This window comes from Brevibacillus brevis (assembly GCF_900637055.1).
Classification (GTDB): Bacteria; Bacillota; Bacilli; order Brevibacillales; family Brevibacillaceae; genus Brevibacillus; species Brevibacillus brevis.
This window is the reverse complement of sequence record NZ_LR134338.1, coordinates 3,933,974-3,949,889: the sequence shown is the minus strand read 5'-3', so window position 1 is coordinate 3,949,889 and position 15,916 is coordinate 3,933,974. Positions and strand designations below refer to the sequence as shown.

General features: G+C 45.8%; 23 protein-coding genes. 16 read left to right on the top strand and 7 right to left on the bottom strand.

Going from position 1 to position 15,916, the window contains the following annotated elements; all coding sequences use genetic code 11:
• Window positions 1-6 precede the first annotated feature (6 nt).
• The 4 genes from EL268_RS18865 to EL268_RS18850 all read left to right on the top strand — a co-directional run bounded on the left by EL268_RS18865 (window position 7) and on the right by EL268_RS18850 (window position 2,407).
• Window positions 7-456, top strand: a complete 450-nt coding sequence (locus EL268_RS18865; RefSeq protein ID WP_106652742.1) for a GNAT family N-acetyltransferase — start codon at window positions 7-9, stop codon at window positions 454-456.
• A gap of 80 nt (window positions 457-536) precedes the next feature.
• Window positions 537-977 (top strand): Rrf2 family transcriptional regulator, encoded by a 441-nt coding sequence (locus EL268_RS18860; protein WP_106652743.1) that lies wholly within the window; start codon window positions 537-539, stop codon window positions 975-977.
• Between the two features lie 81 nt (window positions 978-1,058).
• Window positions 1,059-1,928: an alpha/beta hydrolase gene (locus EL268_RS18855; RefSeq protein ID WP_106652744.1), complete on the top strand. Its 870-nt coding sequence runs from the start codon at window positions 1,059-1,061 to the stop codon at window positions 1,926-1,928.
• A 299-nt stretch (window positions 1,929-2,227) separates the two neighbouring features.
• On the top strand, window positions 2,228-2,407 hold the full coding sequence (locus EL268_RS18850) for a hypothetical protein (RefSeq protein ID WP_106652745.1): 180 nt from the start codon (window positions 2,228-2,230) through the stop codon (window positions 2,405-2,407).
• Between the two features lie 213 nt (window positions 2,408-2,620).
• Here the strand turns inward: EL268_RS18850 and EL268_RS18845 are convergent, their stop codons facing one another.
• From EL268_RS18845 to EL268_RS18835, 3 genes are all read right to left on the bottom strand, one after another.
• Window positions 2,621-3,025: an SET domain-containing protein gene (locus tag EL268_RS18845; protein ID WP_012685826.1), complete on the bottom strand. Its 405-nt coding sequence runs from the start codon at window positions 3,023-3,025 to the stop codon at window positions 2,621-2,623.
• 86 nt (window positions 3,026-3,111) lie between these two features.
• Entirely contained in the window at window positions 3,112-3,759 is a 648-nt protein-coding gene (locus EL268_RS18840; protein WP_106652746.1) for a response regulator, read from the bottom strand.
• Entirely contained in the window at window positions 3,756-4,562 is an 807-nt protein-coding gene (locus EL268_RS18835) for a sensor histidine kinase (RefSeq protein ID WP_106652747.1), read from the bottom strand. Before EL268_RS18835 ends, EL268_RS18840 begins: the two co-directional genes overlap by 4 nt.
• Before the next feature lie 108 nt (window positions 4,563-4,670).
• Between EL268_RS18835 and thiD the strand changes: the two genes are divergently transcribed.
• A complete protein-coding gene (gene thiD / locus EL268_RS18830) occupies window positions 4,671-5,465 on the top strand; it encodes a bifunctional hydroxymethylpyrimidine kinase/phosphomethylpyrimidine kinase (protein WP_106652748.1) in 795 nt (264 codons plus the stop codon).
• A 65-nt stretch (window positions 5,466-5,530) separates the two neighbouring features.
• Here thiD and EL268_RS18825 read toward each other — a convergent pair whose 3' ends face one another.
• Window positions 5,531-6,862 (bottom strand): DUF4179 domain-containing protein, encoded by a 1,332-nt coding sequence (locus tag EL268_RS18825; protein ID WP_106652749.1) that lies wholly within the window; start codon window positions 6,860-6,862, stop codon window positions 5,531-5,533.
• Window positions 6,863-6,867: 5 nt separating this feature from the next.
• Window positions 6,868-7,413: a sigma-70 family RNA polymerase sigma factor gene (locus EL268_RS18820; protein ID WP_106652750.1), complete on the bottom strand. Its 546-nt coding sequence runs from the start codon at window positions 7,411-7,413 to the stop codon at window positions 6,868-6,870.
• Between the two features lie 108 nt (window positions 7,414-7,521).
• Between EL268_RS18820 and EL268_RS18815 the strand changes: the two genes are divergently transcribed.
• From EL268_RS18815 to EL268_RS18800, 4 genes are all read left to right on the top strand, one after another.
• Window positions 7,522-7,749 carry a hypothetical protein gene (locus tag EL268_RS18815; RefSeq protein ID WP_017247807.1) on the top strand — a complete coding sequence of 76 codons (228 nt, stop codon included), beginning with the start codon at window positions 7,522-7,524 and terminating at the stop codon, window positions 7,747-7,749.
• Window positions 7,750-7,822: 73 nt separating this feature from the next.
• On the top strand, window positions 7,823-8,896 hold the full coding sequence (gene splB / locus EL268_RS18810) for a spore photoproduct lyase (RefSeq protein WP_106652751.1): 1,074 nt from the start codon (window positions 7,823-7,825) through the stop codon (window positions 8,894-8,896).
• A 154-nt stretch (window positions 8,897-9,050) separates the two neighbouring features.
• Complete coding sequence (locus EL268_RS18805) at window positions 9,051-9,692, top strand: deoxynucleoside kinase (RefSeq protein WP_106653140.1); 642 nt, start codon at window positions 9,051-9,053, stop codon at window positions 9,690-9,692.
• 42 nt (window positions 9,693-9,734) lie between these two features.
• Window positions 9,735-10,427 (top strand): deoxynucleoside kinase, encoded by a 693-nt coding sequence (locus EL268_RS18800; RefSeq protein WP_106652752.1) that lies wholly within the window; start codon window positions 9,735-9,737, stop codon window positions 10,425-10,427.
• Window positions 10,428-10,499: 72 nt separating this feature from the next.
• On the opposite strand, the gene EL268_RS18795 is transcribed toward EL268_RS18800, so the two are convergent.
• Together EL268_RS18795 and EL268_RS18790 are read right to left on the bottom strand one after the other, a co-directional pair.
• The gene (locus EL268_RS18795; protein ID WP_106652753.1) at window positions 10,500-11,090 is read right to left on the bottom strand and encodes a TetR/AcrR family transcriptional regulator; all 591 of its coding nucleotides are present in this window, start codon (window positions 11,088-11,090) and stop codon (window positions 10,500-10,502) included.
• An 18-nt stretch (window positions 11,091-11,108) separates the two neighbouring features.
• Window positions 11,109-11,549, bottom strand: a complete 441-nt coding sequence (locus EL268_RS18790; RefSeq protein WP_106652754.1) for a VOC family protein — start codon at window positions 11,547-11,549, stop codon at window positions 11,109-11,111.
• 178 nt (window positions 11,550-11,727) lie between these two features.
• On the opposite strand from EL268_RS18790, the gene EL268_RS18785 reads away from it, so the two are divergent.
• From EL268_RS18785 to EL268_RS18755, 7 genes are all read left to right on the top strand, one after another.
• On the top strand, window positions 11,728-12,465 hold the full coding sequence (locus EL268_RS18785) for a class I SAM-dependent methyltransferase (protein ID WP_106652755.1): 738 nt from the start codon (window positions 11,728-11,730) through the stop codon (window positions 12,463-12,465).
• A 76-nt stretch (window positions 12,466-12,541) separates the two neighbouring features.
• The gene (locus EL268_RS18780; protein WP_007724250.1) at window positions 12,542-12,826 is read left to right on the top strand and encodes a 4a-hydroxytetrahydrobiopterin dehydratase; all 285 of its coding nucleotides are present in this window, start codon (window positions 12,542-12,544) and stop codon (window positions 12,824-12,826) included.
• A gap of 110 nt (window positions 12,827-12,936) precedes the next feature.
• Window positions 12,937-13,257 (top strand): hypothetical protein, encoded by a 321-nt coding sequence (locus EL268_RS18775; RefSeq protein ID WP_106652756.1) that lies wholly within the window; start codon window positions 12,937-12,939, stop codon window positions 13,255-13,257.
• Entirely contained in the window at window positions 13,254-14,018 is a 765-nt protein-coding gene (locus EL268_RS18770) for a DUF3109 family protein (RefSeq protein ID WP_106652757.1), read from the top strand. Before EL268_RS18775 ends, EL268_RS18770 begins: the two co-directional genes overlap by 4 nt.
• A 56-nt stretch (window positions 14,019-14,074) precedes the next feature.
• Complete coding sequence (locus tag EL268_RS18765) at window positions 14,075-14,584, top strand: acyl-CoA thioesterase (RefSeq protein ID WP_106652758.1); 510 nt, start codon at window positions 14,075-14,077, stop codon at window positions 14,582-14,584.
• A gap of 76 nt (window positions 14,585-14,660) precedes the next feature.
• On the top strand, window positions 14,661-15,581 hold the full coding sequence (locus tag EL268_RS18760) for an aldo/keto reductase (RefSeq protein WP_106652759.1): 921 nt from the start codon (window positions 14,661-14,663) through the stop codon (window positions 15,579-15,581).
• 14 nt (window positions 15,582-15,595) lie between these two features.
• Window positions 15,596-15,892: an RNA polymerase alpha subunit C-terminal domain-containing protein gene (locus EL268_RS18755; protein ID WP_106652760.1), complete on the top strand. Its 297-nt coding sequence runs from the start codon at window positions 15,596-15,598 to the stop codon at window positions 15,890-15,892.
• Window positions 15,893-15,916: the final 24 nt, after the last annotated feature.

The following is a 15,916-nucleotide window of genomic DNA, read 5'->3' as shown; positions in this document are numbered from 1 at the left end:
AACGAAATGATCGTACGACTAGATTTACAGGATGAACAAACGGTACAAAAACTTTGGAACATGCAGCAAAGAGCATATCGTGTAGAGGCGGAGCTAATTGGAACGGAAGATATTCCTCCCCTGCGAGAATCAGTAGAACAACTGAGAACATGTGGAGAAACGTTTTTTGGCTACTTAGCGGAAGGTGAGCTTGCAGGGGCTGTTTCTTTTGTGATAGAAGGAGAAACGTTAGATATACATCGGATGATCGTGGACCCTGTTCATTTTCGAAAGGGGATCGCGAGTCAATTGCTTGCCTCTGTCCACGAGCATGGCTGCAGCAAGATAGTCGTCGCGACTGGTTCCTTGAATGAACCGGCCGTTCGATTGTATGGAAGACATGGATTCACTCTGGCGGATCAAAAAGAAGTGAAGCCCGGTCTGTGGCTATCTTTTTTCGAGAAAGGGATGAAGTAAGTCTCCGCACATCCACTGCTATCGATTGCTTGACACCAACTTCCGTTGTTAGTATATTGGTTACAACGAGGGGTGGTACAATGAAAATCAGTAACAGATTCACCATCGCAGTACATATCCTGTCGCTTATCAGCGTCCGTACCGATCATATGACCTCAGAGCAAATAGCAGATAGCGTGAATATTAATGCGGGATATATTCGGCAAATCAGTGGGCTTTTGAAAAAAGCCGGATTAATCGGAGTGAAGCGTGGATCGGGTGGAGCTTACTTGTTAAAAGAACCAGGTTCTATTTCTTTATACGACGTGTATCAAGCCGTCGATGTTGTCATCGAGGGTGAACTCTTCCATTGGCATGAAAATCCCAATCCAAATTGTTGGGTTGGATCAAATATCCATGATGTTTTGGAAATCTATTTATTGAAGGCACAGCAAGCTATGGAAGAGGTCTTGCGAGCAGTCTCCATCCATGAAATTACTGAGATCATGATTAGAAAAAAAAATGCTTCTTCGGGAGCATAATTTTTTCGACTTCGTTGTAAGTGTTTTACTAACAACGAGCCCACCTTCTCAAAAAAATGATTACACAAGGAGGATTTAGGAATGGTTAGTTATGAAACTGAGATTAAAGAACTTCACTGGGATCAAGATGTAAATTCATTTGTTCAACTCATTCCAAACATCATTTATTCCGACAAAGGGAACAACCCTTTAAAGCTAAACTTATTGGTATATAGAAATCCGATGGATGCCTTATTTCATCGAGAGGGTAACAAAGAGGTTTATCCATTGATTATTTATTTGCAAGGTTGTGGATGGGGATGGAGCGACCAAGATTTGTTCGCCTTTATCCCGCAGCTATCCGAATTTGCCAAACGCGGGTTTGTCGTTGCAAGCGTGCAATACCGCCTTAGTTCAGAGGCTATTTTTCCGGCTCAACTCGATGATGTGAAGGACGCGATACAATTTCTAAAATCAAATGCTGCGATGTACAACATAGATCCAAGCAAAGTAGGTCTATGGGGAGATTCCTCTGGTGCACACTTAGCTTTACTAGCAGGGTTAGATGCTTTGGGATCAGAGGAAAATCAATGTGTGGTTCAAGCAGTTGTGGATTGGTTTGGGCCAACCGAATTACTGTCCATGAGCAAATACCCTTCTGTTTTTGACCATGATTCTCCACATTCTCCTGAGTCCAAGCTAGTGGGAGGAGCCATTCAAGAAAATCAGGCGAGAGCAAGAGAAGCGAGTCCCATCGAGTATGTTCGTCCAGATGCTCCGCCCATATTGATTATGCATGGTGACGCAGATGATGTAGTGCCCTATGAACAAAGCGTTGAATTTTTTAATGCATTACGCAGAGCTGGAAACAATGCATATATGTATAAGATTAAGGGAGCAGGGCACAACGGTTTCACACAACAGCAAACAATGGATGTTGTTAAAGCTTTTTTCGACGAACATTTAAAATAAACGCTAGTGACCTAATAGAGTAGCATCTCATAAAAAAGGAAGTCCCGTCTAAAATTAACGTGCACCCCTTAAAGTAGACATTGGAAAAACACTCTGGTGTTAAAACCGATGAATATTTTAGGGGGAGTTTTTTTCGTGGCTAAAAAGGGGCCAAAATTCCAGTCATTTCGTTTTGGCGGAGTTGATGAGGTAGTATTGTTTTAAGAAAAATGAAACGATCAGGTAGGGGTCAACGTAAAAGGTATCATGAAGGATTTCTTGTTTTACAGCCAAAGATCTTGTACACGGAGGATTAAAATGTGAGAAAACAATGGGTTGGCAAAATCGCTATTGTATTAGGGATGGTGCTGTTTGTTCTGCAATATTATTTTCAGACCTTTGAATATAACTATATTTTAATAGGGCTAGGGGTGATTCTCTGCCTGTTGGGAGGGTTCCTGGTTTCGGGCGATTCTCCCAAAAAGGAAACAAAGATGTGATCCTGTCAACATTTTCCGGACTCATTCCGTAGACAGTTTTTAAAGGTTAAGATGGTGATTGGACTGGATAAAGATTACTGTGATACCTTTCCACGATAAGGCGAAAGCCCGCCCAAAGTGCTTGGGACGGATAGAGTTGCACAAAACAACCCGGAGGACGGGCACTTTTTCAAGTGTCTGTTTCCGGGTTTTCTTTCTTTTTACAGCATACGCTTATTTGGTATCATCTGTTTCTTTCTGTTGGTCTTCATAAAACCAGAGAGGATCATCGCAATCCTCATCACCATTGTAGTTGATTAAGATTTCTTCACCCGCTTGAATATCCGTATACGCATAAAAATCAAACGTGTGGTTGTCGAAGTTAATCTCATACGTGGCATTTGGCGTGTAGGAATGATTAAATAGCATGCCATAGCCTAACAAGAAGGCTGTGTGATTAGCACCGTACTCAAATGCATAATCCGCGAGTAAGGTTTTCTCAATATGCTCATGCTCTTCGTTCAAATAGGGCAGCACGGGCGCTTCATGAATCAGGTCGCCTTTTCGGATATCTTGCGTTGCAAATACACCTCTATTTAATTCTCCATTGCTTAGTTTGGAGGTCTTGACTTCGATCATGCGGATCACCTGCATTTCTTATGTCTGTGGAAAACGTATCTTTCTAAGGATGACAGTTGATCGAGCAGAAAGCAATGCTTTTTGTTTTATTTTTTGACCAAATGATGGCGAACCGCATAAGCAGCGAGCTGGACGCGATTAGCCAATTGCAGCTTTTCAAGAATGTTTTTTAGGTGGTTTTTCACAGTGTTTTCTGCGATGATCAGCGCCTCGCTTATTTCTCGATTCGTTTTTCCAGCTCCCACATACATGACAATCTCTCGTTCTCGTGGGGTTAGAACATCTGGAACCATTTCATCCGTCGCCTCTTCTTGGCGGAACCGGTACATGAGCCGGGTTGCCATTTCGCGAGTCAACTCACTGTCCTCGCCGAGCAAGGCATGCAAGTAGTTTATCCAGTCGTCAGGCTCTAAATTTTTCAGCAAGTAACCTTGGGCGCCGAACTGAATGGCCGTGATCAGGTCAGCAACGTCATCGGAGACGCTGAGAATGACGACCTTGATGTGCGGGTATGCTTTCTTGACCTCGCGGGTCGCTTCGAGTCCGCTCCATTTCGGCATGTTGATGTCCATGAGCACAAGATCCGGTTGTATTTGTCCGCATAAGAGAAAGGCTTCCTCGCCATTTTGCGCTTCTCCGATGACTTCAAAAGAGGGATCGGGATCAAGCAGGCTGCGAATGGCCATACGAGCCATCGGGTGGTCGTCGGCGATCAATACACGGTAAGCGTTCATTGTATTTTTCCTCCTGAATGAGAAGATAAGCGGATGATCGTACCGCCTGCCGGTCGCAACTGAATATCGATGGATGCGTTCAACTGGCGTGCTCGCTCGCGCATCATGGACAAACCGTATTTTTTCGTATCGGGAGAAGGGTTGGAAATCCCAATGCCATCGTCCTCAACGGCGAGAACCCAGCCAGTTGTTTCATCTGTCGTCAGGTGAATCCAAGAATGCTTGGCTTGAGAATGCTTGCGAATGTTTGCAAAAGCTTCTTGGATGATCCCAAACAGTTGTACTTCTGCGGTAGGAGTAAAAAAGCCGTCTTTGACATGCAATTCACTTACGACATCAATTCCAGATAAAGCGCTCCATTGCGCCAGCCATTTCTCAAGGCGTTGATCCAGACTGCCTTCTTCTGGCAATGAGCGCAAGTTAAAGATGGCTTGGCGTACATGATTGTCGATAGTAGAAACAGCGACCCGCGCATCGTCCAAGTGCCCCTGCTTCAGCTTTACGTTGAGGAAGAACAGAGACTGCGCAATTCCATCGTGTAATTCGCGGGCAAGGCGTTCCCGTTCTTCATAAACAGCGCGACGAGCTTGTTCCTCGACAATTCGTGCATTCATTTGTTTCAGGGTGTGAAACATCCACGTAGCGAATAAAAAAGAGAGAAAGAGCGTCAAGAGGGTAATGTACACATTTCCGGCTTCCATAGACATATAAGGCAGCAGAAAGTCGTGACGGATGAATTCAAAACCCCCGATGATGATGGTTGGAATCAAAAAGGTCAACCAATAAAAGATCCGATAGGACATGCAGATGCCTCCTTGCATGACTGTTGGCAAACATTCCTTTAGTATACCGAATGGGACGAGCGGATGGTATACTCAGGTGAGAAAAGGTGGAAAGCAGGAGGGAATGTCATGAGCACGATTGCGAAAGCATTGACGATAGCGGGTTCAGATAGCGGTGGGGGAGCTGGGATTCAGGCAGATCTGAAAACCTTTCATCAACTCGGTGTGTACGGGATGAGTGCAATCACCGCAATCACTGCACAAAATACATTGGGCGTAGCAGGCGTTTATCCGTTGCCGATAGAGGCGGTTGCCCAGCAAATGCATGAGGTGCTGCGCGATCTTGGCGCTGACGCGGCGAAAACGGGAATGCTGTTTAACGCTGATATTATTCATGCTGTTGCGGAAGAGGTCAAAGCATTTGGCCTGAAAAAGCTGGTGGTAGACCCGGTGATGATTGCCAAGGGAGGATCAAAGCTACTTCTGGATGAGGCGATCGTTGCCCTGAAAAAAGAGTTGTTGCCTTTGGCGGAAGTCGTCACACCTAACTTGCCGGAAGCAGAATGCTTGACTGGCATGAGAATCGAGACGACAGACGATATGCGCGAAGGGGCAAAAGCGATGCATGCGTTAGGCGCCCGCAATGTCCTGATGAAGGGTGGACATATGCAAGGGGACGTTGTCGTTGATATTTTGTTCGATGGTACCGCATTCCATGAAATATCCCATGAGCGTATCCATACACGCCATACGCACGGAACAGGTTGTACGTTTTCAGCGGCTCTTACAGCAGAGTTAGCAAAAAATACACCGCTCATCACTGCAGTTGAAAAAGCAAATCGCTTTATTTTCGAAGCGATTAAGACAGCTCCGCAATTGGGTGGCGGGCATGGGCCGACCAATCACTGGGCGGTTATAGATTAATTCGACGAACAAAAAATGAATGCCCCACAGTGATGCAGGTCACGCAATCACTGTTGGGGCATTTTTTATTTGACTTCAATAGAAAAAGTACCTTGAAGTCGTTCAGGATAGCTGGACAGAGGAAAGGAATAGGAAGTAGGCGTACCTTTGTTTGTTTTTCGCTTGAATAGCATGGAATAGTTTTGAATAGATGCATCCTCTGTGGAAGAGGAGGTCCCTTGGACATAATCATATTCATTTCCCAGATCGTCTGTCAGGTCATACCCTAAGGAGATATGAGAGTGGTTATCTTGTGGCGGAACCTTCAAGGAAAAGTCCATGCCAACGACATCATCGACTTGACGCAGCGCCGTTAATTTTAGGCGATCATTCGGCACTTTTGTTAATGTGCCTGTCTTCGCGTCGATTACGATTTGCAATTTATCTTTGTCTATGGCACGAATGCCATTGGCTTTGAGAATAAGCTTTTTGGGTTCTACAAAATAAACACTCTCCAGATGGTATACCCTCCCATTCTCACCATTGTCCCGAACAGGAACGCCATTTCCCCAAAAAGCGAAAGTTTCTCCTTTTTCATCTTCGAGCCTTAACTTATCAAAATCAAATACGTGCTTTTTGTTAGCTGGATCAAAGCGAATGCTAACTTCAGTCTGAGTAGGAAAGACTGCGATTTGTTCAATCGTGAAGCGCTGACCGTCGATCGTTACTTCCTTCATCACGGGGTACACTTTTTTCTCAAAGGTCTTGAATTTGTTTTTATCTACAGCAAAGTCGATCAAGAGAGGAGTCTTTTGTTCGAGATTATCGATCTTTAGCGTGACCTTTGCAGTCATCGCTTCAGGTATTTCAGTGGCTTCTTCGATGACAATATCAATACGATTCTGAATCACAGGGTCTTCGCTCCCCATGCTTGACCAAGACACACCGTGTTTCCATTCTCTTCCTGTTTGGTCTAACAACTCGATCTTATGCAAGCCTACTTTTTTATCGGTAAAAGAATGCTTTAGTGTATAGAAGAGGACCATCCGTTTTTCGTCGGCCAAAACTTGATCGATGGTAAAAGTCACATCTTCTACCGAACCACTGGCTCCAATATTTTGAACGAGGTTATGTTCCACAGCCAATTGCAAGCCTTTATCATCCCGAAGAAACTCAACGATCCTTTCCATTCCAGGAATCGAGCTGACATAAGCAGCAACAGCAGGCGAAAGGCGAACGGAAAAAATAAACACGAAAATGAACAAACAAGCAACCAGACTAGAACCAACGCGTATCCACCGATTGCGGTTCCGATTTTTACGCAGCTCTTTTGCTTGTTCCATCCCTCTTCGAATGTATTGGTCAATCTCAGCGGGAACCATGAATGGACTCGCATTCTTCTTTTCATTTTCACTCATAAAGCTCACCAGCCTTTCCCGAGATCTTTGCGGAGTGCACCCAAAGCCTTATGCAGCCAAGTTTTGATGGTACCTTCCGGATGACCGAGTACTTCTGCAATATCGCGTATCGTCCGATCTTCAAAATATTTCAAAATAATGATGTGGCGATAATTCGGACTGAGACGAGCGAGAGCCTCTTCGATTTGAATACGCTCGACATTCTGGTCGTCCATAGGAATACTTGCGCGACTTTCAACGTCATCCTCCATGGGATCCAAGATGATCCGTTTTCGCCGCTTTTGTTCATCCAGACAAATATGAATAAGGATGCGCGTCAGCCAAGTACGAAAATACGCAGGCTGTTTCAATCGTGCCAGCTTGAGATAGGAACGGCACGTCGCTTCCTGAATGGCTTCCAATGCATCCGTCTCGTTACGAAGAAAGGCGAAGGCGATTTTATATAATTGTTCTTTATGAAGGCTGACGAGTTGAAAAAAGGCATCATCATCTCCATCTTTTGCGCGTGAAACGAGCTGTTCCAGATTCACTTTTTCCCCCTCCTCTAGCATTAGACGGCGCAGGTGCCAAAACGGTTTTCATAAAATGTCTGCCAAGGCGCTTTTTTTTGAACCAATCGCCCGTCCACTGCTTACTGTAAAAGAAAGAAGTGTGTAAGGATGGGGTGCAGGTGCATGTGGATCAAATGGGTTACGATTCATGAATCGTATGGCCTCCCGCGGATTGCTCAGGAATGTCGGCGTTATTTGGAAATGAAGGGGATTCGTGTCAGGCTTTTGTCCAGACAGACCAAAAAAGCAGGACATGTCTATACACTGCAAGTACCGCTCGCTCAACAGGAGCAAGCAAAGGCGCTGCTACGCGATTTTAAGAACACTCTGAAATAACGGGCACAGCCATACTTCCCCTTACGTCCAGTCGAATGGCACGGGCATACTAGGTGAAGGGGGGATGATGGATATGGGAACGACCCTTTTGGAAAGACCTGAAAAGACGGAGCAGAAAGGCAGCAAGCTGTTTGTTCCAGATTATATTTTCGTCGAGCCAAATGCACTGAATTATCCACTTGGTCAAGAGCTGTATCGCCATTTTCAAAAGGAAGGGATTCCGATGCAGATGACGACCAGTCATAATCAGGTCCGTGGCATCCCTGGGGATACGGAAGTGGAGAAATATCGCAATGCGAAGCGGACATTGGTCATTGGTGTACGCAAAACATTGAAGTTCGAGACCTCCAAGCCTTCCGCAGAATATGCCATTCCACTGGCAACCGGATGTGCTGCCCACTGTCACTATTGCTATTTGAACACAAATATCGGGACAAAGCCGTATGTTCGGGTGTACGTCAATACAGATGAGATACTTGCGCAGGCCGAGAAGTATATCCAAGAACGCCCAGGTGAGATCACTCGTTTTGAGGCAGCCTGTACATCCGATCCAGTTAGCATTGAGCATCTTACGGGCAATCTGAAAAGAGCAATTGAGTTTATGGGCCAGCAGGAGTTTGGGCGGTTGCGCTTCGTGACCAAGTTTCACCACGTGGATTCCTTGCTGGATGCCAAGCACAACAAGCATACCCGATTTCGTTTCAGCATGAATGCCGACTACGTCATCAAAAATTTCGAACCAGGCACCTCCAGCTTTCATCAGCGACTGGAGGCCGCAGGGAAGGTAGCCAAGGCCGGTTATCCACTCGGCTTTATTTTAGCGCCTTTGTATTGGTTTGACGGATGGGAAGCAGGGTATACCGATTTGCTCGAAAGGCTGCGTTCACAGTTGGTTCCCGAAGCGATGGAGGATTTGACGTTCGAGCTGATCCAGCACCGTTTTACCAAGATCGCCAAAAGCTTGATCCTCCAGCGCTATCCGAAAACGAAGCTGGAGATGAAGGAAGAAGAACGCAAGTACAAATGGGGAAAATATGGGAAAGGCAAGTATGTCTATCCCGACATCCAAGCAAAGGCGTTGCAGGCCCATTTGGAAAGTGAAATTGCCCGACTGTTTCCGCAAGCTCGCGTGGAATATTTTACGTAAGTACCAGACTGCTCTTGATGAAGAGCAGTTTTTCTTTTTGAAAAATGAGTACCAAATGATACTAAACGACACAATGCGAATGTTTTCGACAAACGCTTACATACGTGCTAGAATATGGAGTGCTCTCATTTTCTTGAAAGGAATCGAAGCATACATGAAGTCCATATTGATTACCGTTGAGGGACCTATCGGTATTGGGAAAACCTCTTTATCGCGGGAACTAAGCCGTGCATGCAACTTGCAGCTACTGGAAGAAATCGTCTACGAAAACCCGTTCCTAGGCAAATTTTATGAAAATATTGCCGAATGGAGCTTTCAGCTCGAGATGTTTTTCCTCTGCAATCGTTACAAGCAGTTGCAGGATATACATTCACAGTTCCTGAATCAAGGTATTTCCGTTGTTTCTGATTACAATATTTTCAAAAATACGATTTTTGCCAAACGGACGTTACAAGGTGATAACCTGCCAAAGTACCTCAAAATTTATGATATCCTGACAGAGGATTTGCCTCAGGCCCATTTGGTGATCTACATGACAGCTTCGATTGAGACCGTGATGAAGCGGATTGCGATGCGAGATCGTGAAATGGAGCGTAGTATGGATGTCACCTATATGGAGAACCTGATTGCTGACTACAACGAGTTTATGGAAGCGTTTGAAAAGCATCATCCGGATACGCCTGTCATCAAATTCGATTGTGACGATTTGGATTTCGTACATAGACCAGAAGATTTGAAGGTTGTACTGGATCGAATTGTGCCACGAATTCAAGAGGTGATGGGACAAGAAGGATAGGGAACGAAGGAAAAGTAAGCATGGGGATAAGGAGTTGCGTACATGTCGAGGTTTCAAAGCAGCACGCTTCGTGAAAAATACGGGATACCAAACAACGCAGTGATTACGATCGGGGGGACAGTAGGGGTAGGAAAATCCACCTTTACACATGCCTTGGCAGATCAGCTCGGATTTCGTGTGTCCGTAGAAAAGGTTGACAATAACCCGTATTTGGGCCGTTACTATAACGATTTATCGCGTTGGGGCTTCCATTTGCAAATTTTCTTTTTGGCAGAACGCTTTAAGGAACAAAAACGGATGTTTGATTATGGCGGCGGTTTTGTTCAAGATCGCTCCATCTATGAGGATACCGGGATTTTTGCCCGCATGCTGTACGAGCAAGGCAACATGACAGAAGAAGATTACCGCACTTATACAGAACTTTTTGAAGCGATGGTTATGACGCCTTACTTCCCGCACCCGGATATTTTAATCTATTTAGAGGGAAGCTTCGATGATATTATTGGCCGCGTAAAAGAGCGCGGGCGTCCGATGGAGCAACAAACGCCGGTGGATTACTGGCAGGATTTGTTTGGCCGCTATGATAGCTGGATTGCCTCCTTTACTTCCTGTCCGATTTTGAGAGTCAATATCAACGAATACGATGTTGTGGAGGACCCATCTTCGGTAGAGAGCATTATTGCTCGGGCTGCTGAAAAAATTCGGATTGGACGAGCTACCCGCTTTTCATCATAAAAACCCTTTGCAATGACAAAAAAGCACCCCTGCATTTTGCCGGTAAGAGGCGGAAGCAGGGGTGCTTTGCTTTTATTTTGCGCGATATCCTTCCAAGAGAAGGGTCATCGCTGCTGAAATTTCCTCAAGCGACTTCTCATGATCAGGCGTCTCCGAAATCCATAGCACCGCTTCATTCATCGCACCAGACAGCAAATGCGTCAGAGCATCGATGGAAACGGGTCGTAGGCACCCTTGCTCCTGCATCGTTTGAAGCTGCTCCTTGAGATGCCGCATGGAGTTTTCCTCGTCCATTCGTCGCCACGTTTCCCACCCGATGACAGAAGGGCCATCGATAAGCAATATCCGCTTGTTGCGATGTTCGACGGCCGAGGAGACAAAGGCCAAGCAACCCAAGATCAATTGTTGCCAAGGATCATCACTTTTCGCAGCTTCAGCTTCTACGCGCTCTCCGATTTCTTGTTGGACAGAAGCCAGTACTGCCTGAAATAATCCTTCTTTGCTCCCAAAGTTATGGTACAGTGCGCCACGGGTCACCCCGGCTTGTTTCACGATGTCTTCCATGGCGGCATCCGCGTAGCCTTGTCTGGAGAACATCTCTCTTGCCACTTCGATCAGTTTTTGTATCGTCTGCTGTTTTTGCTCTGCTTTGGACATCTTCATGTTGTACGATCTCCTTACTTATTTCATGCCAGATGAAACAGGATCAACATAACTGTCAGCAAATGCTTCAGTAGGCGGGATTACCTTTATGATATCAAGCAAAATGCCATTCGGATCGGATGTAATAAAATGCCGCTGACCGAAATCCTCGTCTCTAATGTCGAGATGGAGAGGAAGACCTGCTTTCACAATAAGTCTCTCGTATTCAGCGTCAACATCATCGACTTCGAAATTAAGGATAAGACCGCCATCTACGGGCTTTCGGAACCCTTGAGGAATCGTGTTGTGAGAAGGAGCCAAGATGGCTAGCTCAAATGGCGGAGTGCTGCTCTGATTTTGCAGGCTCACATACCAGTCTGCTTCGAAAACCATTTCAAATCCAAAGTGCTGTTGATAAAACTTCGAGCTAGCCTCAACTTGTTCTGTCAAGATAACAGGATAAAAGCTGTTCACTTTCATTATGGATCTCTCTCCCTCACGATTGGATGAGGTTAATTTAACATACATACAGTATGTATGTAAAGTGCTTTCTCTATTTTACAACAAAGCTTCCCTACACTTTGCCACATGCAAATCGGCTCCGGATAAACCCCGCTGTGGTATAATAAGAACATCTTGGAATTAAAGGGGCTCAGACATGGCAGAAGAATGGTTTGAACGCAGCTTTCGCGAAGATTATGTGCTTGTGTATCGTCATAGGGACGATTCGGCAGCAGATGGAGAGATCGCTAATCTGTTGGAAAGATTGCCGGTAAAGGACACAGGACGCGTACTTGATCTTTGCTGCGGGAGCGGGCGTCATTCGCGTGCGCTGGCTCGCCGGGGGTATGAAGTAGTTGGTGTGGATTTGTCGCCTGTTCTCTTACAGTTGGCTGAGGAACAAAACACCTATCCACAGCTAAGTTTTGCCCGCTGTGACATGCGCGACATTCCGTTTCACGAAGAATTTGATATCGTGGTGAATTTGTTTACCAGCTTTGGTTATTTCTCCACCGATGAAGAAAATGCTAACGTTATTCGTAACATGGCACAAGCGCTCAAAACAAAAGGTGAAGTGGTCATCGATTTTTTAAATGCAGCGTACGTTATCGATAATCTCGTGCCGCACTCTACGAAGGAAGTCAGTGGGCTGTTGATTAAAGAAGAACGCTGGATCCAGGATGGATTTGTGAAAAAGCGGATACTGATTTCTGACGAGTCATCGAACGAACCGCGTGAGTATATGGAGCAGGTTCGCTTGTTTTCTGCTCAGCAAATGATGGCGATGCTTGCAGAGGCGGGATTCGAACAAATTCAAGTATTTGGAAATTATCAGTTTGACGAATATGTGGCCCATGAATCACCTCGAATGATTTTTTATGCCGTGAAGCAATAGGGTGCGGATAACCTGTACGTCTCGTGAATATGATGGTGTAACAACCGTTCATCGGGTAAAAGGGGGCATTGCTACAATGAGCAAGCTGTCTTTGGAACAGGTCAAATTGTATCTGAGCAAGGTACCTGGCTGGAAGCTGGTAGAAGACCGAATGGCACTATCACGCACGTACCACTGTCGTGACTTTTCCACTGCGATCAGTTTCGTCAACCGGGTGGCAGAGATGCTTGAGCATGACAATCAGCACGTGGAAATTCATTTGGCAGGGGGAACGGTCACATTTACGTTAGCCACCCGCGAGGCAAAAGGTTTAACTGGCAAAGATTTTGCGTTAGCCCAGACCATCAGCAAAGTGAGCTAACAGGCAGAAGAGAAAGAGCCGCTTCCACAGCGAAGCGGTATTTCTTTTTGGCTTTTTAAGAGCTACTTTGTTATGATGGGCAGTATGAACCATTTCGGAGGGATTACAAGATGGACATTCAACAACACGAGCAATTGATTCAACTGTTGGCGGAGTATAAAAATCAAAAGACTTCCGTGACTTTTACCCAATGGGATACCGAGAGTGAAGAAGAGGAAGAGGTAACACAGTTTCAAGCTCAACTCCTCGAAACCAAGCTGACTGACAATGAATTTGAGGAAAAAGATCTCCTGCTCGTGTTTACGACAGAACAGGGCGAAGAAATGGAAATCCTGATGGAGATTCCGGGTGATGAAGTAGATTTGGCTAGCTATGAGGAAGGCCATTTGCGCATTTTTGGAACAGAAGCGGAGATTGTTTTGCAAAAATGAAAACGAAGCGAGCTTTTCGTTATGTAGGTACGCCCGATTCCATGTCTGATAAAGAGGCGTACCACTGCGAAAAATATATAAAGAAAAACAAGCATTCCTTGGTGAGAGCAGGACAATATTTGGTTGATGTAACAGCCCTCCACGCTTTGTTTCACTTGGACTGTTGGAATTGCAGGACGGTCCATCGCGAGACCTGCTGTGAGGGTGGACAACCGTACGCTGTAGAAGAATGGCAGATTCCGATCATGGAGGGGGAAATCCCCTCTATCTCTGCTGGACTTCAGGATGAGTCCGAACGCAATCATTGGCTTACGCATGGGGTATGGGATCGCAATGAGCGTCCAGGAACCATTCGCATGCGGCATGGCAATTGTCTTTTTTATCAAGAAAACAATGGGCGTTACGGCTGTGCGATCCATGCTTATGCCGAGCAGGCTGGTCGTGAAGTTGAGCCTCTCAAGCCATTTAGCTGTCAACTGTATCCAATTGATTTGATTGATACAGGGGAGGGGATTCTGTTAACGGCAGTTACCAATGAAACGTCGTCCTTTTCCAGATGGGGTACGGATTATTTGGAGCAGTTTTACTGTGCCAGCCCGGCTCGCCGAGAGCTTGCCACGCACATAGATGACAAGCTGTTTGCTTTAGACGGCTATCGCCCAGCCTATGAGTGGAATCTCCCTTTGTTACGTTACATTTTGCAAGAAGAGGCAGAGAGAATAGAAGGCATGCTTGCGAGCAGCTATCAATTGGAACGTTGAATGCCTTGTGATATGATGATGTATGCATCAAGTAGATTGATAAAGGAGCAACAGCGATGAACGTCAAGACAACTCAAGAATCTCGTACAATTCAGGCATCACTGGTTCAGCCATCTGATACGAATTACCATGGGACTATTTTTGGTGGTACGATGATGGCTTATATAGATGAGGTAGCTGCAATCGTTGCGATGCGACATTCGCGTCGCCCTGTTGTGACAGCATCGATTGACTCGATTGACTTTCTTGCTCCCGTGAAAATGGGACATTCCATCTGCCTGGAAGCGTATGTTTCGTCAACAGGCAGAACGTCTATGGAGGTTTTCGTAAAAGTTATCTCGGAAAATCTCCAGACTGGCAAGCGCATTTTGACCGCGACATCTTTTCTCACCTTTGTTGCCCTGGATGAGGAAGGGAACCCGACTGAGGTGCCAGCCATTGCCCCTGAAACAGAGGAAGAAGAGAGATTGATGGCCACTGCGGAAGAGCGCAAGAAAATGCGCAAGGAACGAAAAGGGAATCTGCAAGATTTTGTGAGCCAATTGAACATCGAGAAAAACATATAATTTTTTTTAGTCTTCACCCTGAGCGAACATTCGTTCAGGGGATTCTCGTTTATCCATAATGAGGAGGAATCGGGCAATGAAGTACCGCAGATTAGGAAAAACCGACCTGAACGTATCCGTAATCGGTGTAGGTACCTGGCAATTTGGCGGGGAGTGGGGAATGGATTTCTCCCAAGAAGCTGTTGACCAGATTCTCGACAAAGCAAAAGATCTCGGCATCAACTTGATTGATACAGCAGAATGCTACGGAGATCATCTGTCTGAACAGCTTATCGGGGGATATTTGAAAAAAAACCGCCGCGAAGACTGGATTGTGGCGACGAAATTCGGACATCATTTTCATGACAAATTTTCGCGAACCAATCATTACGGAGCAGCTGAAGTTCAGCAACAATTGGAAAAATCGCTGCAAGCCTTGCAGACCGACTATATTGACTTGTACCAATTCCACTCGGGACCAGACGAGGCTTTTGACAATGATGACTTGTGGACCTACCTCGACAAACAGGTGCAGGCAGGAACGATCCGTCATCTCGGCCTCTCGATTGCGAAAAATGACAACATGCATCAAACATCTGCCGCTACCTCGGTGAATGCAAAGGCAATCCAAGTGGTGTACAATCGTCTGGATCAAAAGCCGGAAGAAGGTGTTTTTGCTTCCTGCCAGCAGCAAGACCTGGGTGTGTTGGCTCGCGTTCCGTTGGCGAGTGGTTATTTGAGCGGAAAGTATAAGCCAGGGTCTGTATTTGGTGGCAACGATGTGCGGCATCGACACGATCAGGAGCATGTCAACAAGCTGCTGCTCCAAGTAGAAGAAATCAAGAAAAATGAAGTTCCAGAAGGTATGGATATGGCGCAGTGGGCATTGGCGTGGTGCCTCAAGCATCCGGCTGTCACTACCGTGATCCCAGGCAGCAAGAGCCCAGCGCAGGTAGAGGCGAATGCCAAAGCAGCTGACTATGTGAGCGATGAGCATCCACAAGCGACGTCGAAATAAAAAGGAATCGTGCTATGACAACTTCCAAAAAAACGGTAAGAACTTGCGCGAATGGTCATTCATACATGAAAAGTAGTGATTGTCCGACTTGCCCAATCTGTGAGCAAGAACGCAAACCGGATATGGGATTTCTTTCTCTGCTCTCGGCACCAGCAAGAAGGGCATTGGAACACAATGGCATCACTTCCTTGGAACACCTCGCTAGTTACAGCGAAAAAGAGATCCTGAAATTTCATGGGATGGGGCCAGCATCTATGCCGAAACTTCGGACAGCATTAAACGAAAAGGGATTGTCATTCAAGAATGAATGATTGGGCATAGCAAATAAAAAAGGA